Annotated in this window: 7 protein-coding genes; all 7 read right to left on the reverse strand. The window is 39.1% G+C overall.

Annotation, left to right across the window (positions count from 1 at the left end; translation table 11 throughout):
• Positions 1-172 precede the first annotated feature (172 nt).
• The gene (locus tag NZ896_06260) at positions 173-523 is read right to left on the reverse strand and encodes a hypothetical protein (protein ID MCS7117052.1); all 351 of its coding nucleotides are present in this window, start codon (positions 521-523) and stop codon (positions 173-175) included.
• Between the two features lie 5 nt (positions 524-528).
• Positions 529-957, reverse strand: a complete 429-nt coding sequence (locus NZ896_06265) for a hypothetical protein (protein MCS7117053.1) — start codon at positions 955-957, stop codon at positions 529-531.
• A gap of 13 nt (positions 958-970) precedes the next feature.
• A complete protein-coding gene (locus NZ896_06270; GenBank protein MCS7117054.1) occupies positions 971-2,686 on the reverse strand; it encodes a succinate dehydrogenase/fumarate reductase flavoprotein subunit in 1,716 nt (571 codons plus the stop codon).
• A gap of 11 nt (positions 2,687-2,697) precedes the next feature.
• Positions 2,698-3,174, reverse strand: coding sequence for a hypothetical protein (locus tag NZ896_06275; GenBank protein ID MCS7117055.1), 477 nt, complete (start codon positions 3,172-3,174; stop codon positions 2,698-2,700).
• Positions 3,174-4,745 carry a polysulfide reductase NrfD gene (gene nrfD, locus NZ896_06280; GenBank protein ID MCS7117056.1) on the reverse strand — a complete coding sequence of 524 codons (1,572 nt, stop codon included), beginning with the start codon at positions 4,743-4,745 and terminating at the stop codon, positions 3,174-3,176. The genes NZ896_06275 and nrfD overlap by 1 nt, the downstream gene beginning before the upstream one ends.
• 4 nt (positions 4,746-4,749) lie before the next feature.
• The gene (locus tag NZ896_06285) at positions 4,750-5,628 is read right to left on the reverse strand and encodes a 4Fe-4S dicluster domain-containing protein (protein MCS7117057.1); all 879 of its coding nucleotides are present in this window, start codon (positions 5,626-5,628) and stop codon (positions 4,750-4,752) included.
• A gap of 16 nt (positions 5,629-5,644) precedes the next feature.
• The coding region (locus NZ896_06290) for a hypothetical protein (protein ID MCS7117058.1) at positions 5,645-6,717 on the reverse strand (1,073 nt) is incomplete at its 5' end.

Consider the following 6,717-nt stretch of genomic DNA (forward strand, 5'->3'; position numbering starts at 1 on the left):
ATCCTACATGAATATCTAATTGCTAAGGAGTTATCCAATCTTTCTTTGATGTAAAGAAGCGCCTCTAAGACCGTTGTACCTCTATCGATCTTTATTTTATACTCTTTATAGTATGGTGTTAAATCTTTGCTTGGATCGAATCTATGGATTTTAAAGGTCACATCCATCTTACTCACACCAGAAATGCAACGATCGTCATATAAGTACTATAGAGAAATGCTACTAAACCGATGAGTATACATGATAGAGAAACGAGCCTCTCAAATCTTTTACTTAAAGGCAATTCACAGATTATGTTTCTCACTCGATACATCGAGTGGTATATTATAACGCCCAGCAGCAATATAGAGGAAATGGCATATGTCAAATTCTTAGCCCTCGCTACGACTTCTTCATAACTCATAGCTACAGCGTAACCCGGACCCGTTATTAAACTTGAGAAGTTGACGAGATGGATAGGTAGTGTAATTATCATTACTATTAGAGCGATCAATTCGACGATCCAGAGTGTCGATTCTCTCAAAGCTTTCACCTCACAAAGAAGAGAAACTCTATCAAAGCTATTATTATGAAGGTAGAGGCGAGACCCATCAGAATGAAAAGGATGGCTCTTTGGGCCCTTCCGATCGATGATGGAGGGTAAGGATAAACGGGTAGCTTGGGCTTTCCGATGAAATACCCTAATTGGGTGAGAATTAATCTTATACCATTCGCTCCATGAATTAGAGTAAGTGTTACGAAGATAAGGCTTACTGGATAAATCGTCGGATTACCAAAGGCAGTTCTAATCGCTGCCCAGAGAGTTGCATCGATCCTTTGATTATAGATAAAGATATGAATGTAGAAGTAAGCAACTAAAAATAAACCAGTCGTTCTTTGAATAAAGAACATATATCTCTCTAAGTTGTAACGTTTAGGATACTTAGCGACGATGTGCTTTTCCTTTTCAATATTCAATGCTAACCTCACCTCAATACTTTCTCTCGATCGGTAACCATTTTGTAATCCTTACAGGTATATAATCGAGCTTCGGCCCCTCGGGTGTATAGTATGCTAATGTATGTTTTAACCAATTCACATCATCTCTGTGTGGATAATCGAGCCTATAATGAGCACCTCGAGACTCAGTTCTAGCAAGAGCACTTAGAGCAACAACTTCAGCCAAGTCGAGCATACACTCGATTTCAAGTACCCCTGTAATATTTGTATTATACGCTCTACTCTTATCTTCAACTTTGATATTCTTAAAGCGCATCTTCAAATTTCGAATCTCTCTTACTGCTTCTTTAAGATCATTCTCGGTTCTAAAGATACCGACCTTTTTATCCATAAGGTTTCTTAACTCTTCTCTAATCTCAAATGGATTCTCTCCACCTTCTTTACCCAAAACTTCATCGAATATTCTCTTCTCTTCTATTTGAACCAAATCTAAGGGTATATTTGATTGTGAATGTTGAGAAAGAGCATACTCGGCTGCAGCTCTACCCGTAAGTGCGCCATAGACTAAACATTCAGCGGTTGAGTTAGTACCGAGTCTATTCGCTCCATGAATACTAACACATGCAACCTCGCCAGCTGCCCATAAACCCTGCACAGGTGTTGCACCATATGTATCTGTATGGATACCACCCATGGTGTAATGAGTAGCAGGCCTTACAGGTATCGGTTCATATATTGGATCTATACCATTAAGTCTTATCGCATACTCTCTTATCGCCATGAGCCTTTCTAAAATCTTCTCACGACCGAGATGGCTAATATCAAGGTGCACGTAATCTAAACCATCCGGTCTCTTAAATCCTCTCCCTTCAATAATCTCTGTCATTATACTTCTTGATACGATATCTCTAGGCGCTAACTCCATAAGTTTTGGTGCGTATCTCTTCATAAATCGCTCCCCTTCCTTATTTAATAAATAACCTCCTTCACCCCTCGCTCCTTCAGTAATCAAAACACCAGAAGGGACCAAGCCTGTAGGATGGAATTGAATAAACTCCATATCCTTTAAAGGTATGCCGGCTCTATAAGCCATAGCCTGTCCATCGCCTGTAGTAGTATGTGAATAGGTTGTGAAGCTGTAAAGTCTTCCAGCACCACCCGTTGCTATTATTCCCGCTTTTGCTTTTATTGCGTACATATTACCAGTCTTCATCTCAATAGCCGTGATACCTTTGAATCTATTTTGTTCAATAATTAATGAGGTCATAAACCATTCTTCATAGAGCTTCACATTATCATACTTTTGAAGTGTATTGTATAGTGTGTGCATTTCAGCGAAGCCTGTATAATCACCAGCATAGCAAGCCCTTGGGAAGCTGTGCCCTCCAAAAGGTCTCTGATCAATTCTGCCATCCTCCCTTCTACTCCATAAAATCCCCCAATGTTCAAGTTGTATAAGTTCATTCGGAAGGAGCTTAACGAAGAGCTCTACAGCATCCTGATCGGCAAGGAAGTCTGCACCTTTAACAGTATCCCACTCATGAAGTTCAAGACTATCCCCTTCTTCAATTCTTAACACGCCAGCTGTCCCTCCCTCTGCACATACGGAATGGGCGCGAAGAGCTTGTGTTTTAGTTACGATCGCTATATCGAGTTTACCTTTACTAAATCTTGAAGCTTCGATCGCTGCTCTAAGACCGGCCAATCCTGAACCAACTATTACCAAATCATGCTTAATTATCTCCATACTCTTCACCACTAGATGTAAGCCTTCACCCCTGTTAAAACAGCGAACAATGCGCTCAAGATTATCATTATTATAGTTATTAATGCTAAGATAAATGTTATACGGGCCTCTTTTTTACTCTCCATACCCCATGCTATAGCTATCGTGCCTGCACCTGTTAATGAACCAATCACTATAGACCATATTTTAAGATCGAAAAGAAGTGCTGTAAATGGATCAATAGCTCTAAGTTCTGGATCTACATATGTTCTAAATGCAGGGTATGTAAGACTTGCGGTGAAGAGTCCGATAACAGCTATGACCCAACCTACTAAAAATGTTAAAGCGATCCATACTTTTGTTTCTCTATCTACAATATTCTGCTTAATTGTGATCGTTAATGCCATACCAAAAAGCCAAAGTATAACACTTATTGAGAATGCAGCTAAATGTATTAGAACCATAGCAGGAGCAGCGATTTCTTCGAATGGTATCAAGGTAATCACCATCAAACCTTTGAGATCTTGTATAGTTGGTATATAGTGTATCCTATTGCGATCCAGCCACAAGTCAAAGCAATCGTCACTAGGCTTCCTATGCCTATAACAAACGCTTGATTGAAAGCGATAAAACCTTCTTGGGTATTTACTGGAGATATCATCGCTCTAGAGATTATATAAAGAAGTACGAAGTAAGCACTTATTACCACCATCAGTAACCAAATAGGTATACTTGAAGCTAAGGGTGTTACTCTTGATGCTTTATATGGATTAAAGCCAATATTTGAAGATTTTATCGTATCTAACTCTTCAACTTCCCATACAGATATTGGCGGGAAGATTTTGATAAAGATTAAGTAGAATAGAACAAATAAGGATAAGGATCCAATGAGTATTGAGAGTTCAACCCATGTTGGTGTATACCTAGCTATCGGATATGGTAAGAGTGTTATTGAAAGAGTTGAAGCCACTATATAATATCTTTCTATATACATTCCGACATTAACGAGAATCGATGCCAAAAATGTTCCGTTAATCACCCATGATTTTTTGTAAAGGAGTACAATAGGCAAGATAATTAAGGGGATAACTATGTTTATGATAATGTAAAACCAAAAGATAGGTGCCCATTCTCCGAACATAAGGCTATTTATCAAAGCTACATCTTCCACTTTGCCTCCATAATAATCGGTCACAATGTGATTAGCAGTCATATAGATTAAAGCGAGATCGAGGCTAAAAAGAAGCCAACCGAGATAGGCGAAGTGCTCATACTTTATATACTCTTCACTTTGGAATATTTTGCGATAAAGCCATGCAACGATAATTACAGCACCTATTCCTGAATATATCGCACCTGTTACGAAGTATGGACCGAATACTGTACTATGCCAACCCGGTTTAATACTCATCGCAAAGACCCAAGAGACTACAGTATGAACTGTAACCATGATAGGTATTATAGAAGCCGCCATTACCTTTATCGCTTTACTCAACCTCTCATACTGTTCTTCGGTCCCTCTCCAATTCAATGAGAAGACTCTGTACATTCTAGCTTTCCATCTAGGCAACTTCTCATAATTTAAAAAGAGAGCAAAATCCGGAACCATCGCTGTATACAAAAATACTGCACTTCCAATAAAATACGTGGTTATCGAGAAGAGATCCCATACCATAGGTGATTGAAGTCTACCAAAGATTATAGCATGTAAAATTCTATCTGGCCTACCTAAATCAAAGATTATTACTTGTGCTACTGCTAATATTAACGCAAAAACTGTTATAGCCTCTGCCATACGAGTGATGGGTTTTCTCCATTCAGCCTTTGTAATTCTTAAGATTGCTGAGATTAGTGTACCTGCATGACTAATACCTATGAAGAAGACGAATGAAGAAATATACATGCCCCAGAAGATCGTAGTACTCAACCCAGTCACACCTAAACCTAAAATCAATTGTATAGAATAAGCAAAGATCGCTAATAAAATAGGAATCATCACAATTGTAATAGCTATATAGTATCTTTTAGAAGTATAAATGATCGGTCTCGCTAATTTTTCTTTGATAATCTCTTTAGACATATTCTCACTCTCTCAAAATCTTTCTACGTTCTTGAGTAAGGTATATCACATAAGGCATAGTCCCTTTATCCTCTAAAAGGCGAAATGCTCTGGTATCTTTAGAAAGTTTTGATACCAAACTTTCAGAGTCGCTTAAATCGCCAAAGATTATCGCTCTTGAGGGGCATGTTTGAACACATGCTGGAAGGAATTGAAAATCACTAGGTTCAAAATCATCCCAAAAATGTTCTTGAATTTCGATTTGATCGTCACCTCTCTCTAAAAGCTTTAACATGAGTAAATTTATCGCTTTACCCCAAATGTAATTCAATTTATCAACACCTTTTAACTCAGCCTCTTCCTCCCAATCTCCCACCCGATTCATAATGATCTTCGGTCCTTCCTTCCTTTCTAAATAATACTTGAGTTTATCCAACCTTGGGTAGCAGAATATGCATTTATGAACGATACCTTTTGGTGGTGGGTCTATATCTGGATTTTCAGATAACTTCAATGTGCTCGGGCGATTTAATTTTGAATAATCAAACCATGTAAAACTTCTAACATCGTAAGGGCATCCTGCCATACATGCTCTACAGCCTATACATCGATTGTAATCTTGCATCGTTATACCATCATCGCGCTTATAAGTTGCACCGACAGGGCAGAATTTCACACATAATGGAATCTGACATTGCATACATGGTCTAGGGATCACTAGAGTATATGCATCAGGATACTCGCCTTCCTTAATGACTAAGAGATCCATCCATCTCGTAACTCTAAATGAATCATACTCTTCTTCAAAAGATGGATGGACATTATTCTGCTGCTTACAGGCTACAACACAAGCACCACATGCTACACATTTATCCAAATCGATCACCATGCCCCATCTGACCATGATTACTCACCTTACCTCAACTAGATTTGTAGACCTTAACACGTGTACCGAAGTATCCTGGTGTTCCTACTAAACTATCTTTCATATTTAAGATTATCTTATTCGGATTCGCACCTCTACCACTCGCCCATCGCCCATAGCTTAAGTGGCCCTGTTCAAAGGGCATAGCGACTACACCGGGCATGATACCTTCACAGACTTTGGCTATTGCACGGATCTTACCTTTGGATGACTCCACCCATACAATATCTCCATCATATATGCCCTGCTTGATCGCATCCTTCGGATTGATCTGTATCCATGTCTTCCAAGCGGTTCTATGGTAGACCCATCCATGGAGCTCTTGAAGGTATGGCACATTACCTCCTCTACCCTCTGCATGTAACATCGTCTTGAAGGAGATGAGGAGATATGGGTATTCATCTTTACTCGCTGAGGATTCTTTAGGTATGTATTGAGGAGGCTCATAATGTATTAAAAATGTATCACCACCGCTAAGCCCCCATCTCTTCTTCAACATAAGAAGAGCACTCTCTTCATCTAAACGCTCCCTCCTCGCTACTTCGCGTACAAACTTCATCAATTCATTCCTTAACGTGTTTGAATAGAACTCGAATCTACCAGTAGGTGTTTTAAATTGAAAACTCCAATCATAAAAGTGCTTATAGGGAGGATTATTCCAGAAGCCATACTTAAGTAGAGCGCTCCAAAATTCATCGAAGCTTCTAAAGTTGATTAATGGCTTCATAGCCACCCTACCTATTTTACGCTCCCAAATCCTTTGAATTCTGAACTTCAAATACTCTTCATAAGAATTCCAAGGTATAGATCTCTCGACAGACCCTCCAATCTTGTGGGCGAGAGTTATAAGAAGATCCCCGAAATTCATAGTATTGTATAAAGGTTGGACGACCGGTTGCCTTACACTTATCTGTGGAAAGCCAAGGCCCGGATAGTGTTCTGTGAGATCCAACCTCTCTAAGTATGTATGATCAGGTAGAATCAAATCACAGTAAAGCTCTGTATCACCGAGAAATGGTGAGGTACTTACGATATAATCGATCTTTTGCATAGCTTTCTCAAATTCTT

It is taken from the genome of Nitrososphaerales archaeon, assembly GCA_025058425.1.
Lineage (GTDB): Archaea > Thermoproteota > Nitrososphaeria > Nitrososphaerales > JANXEG01 > JANXEG01.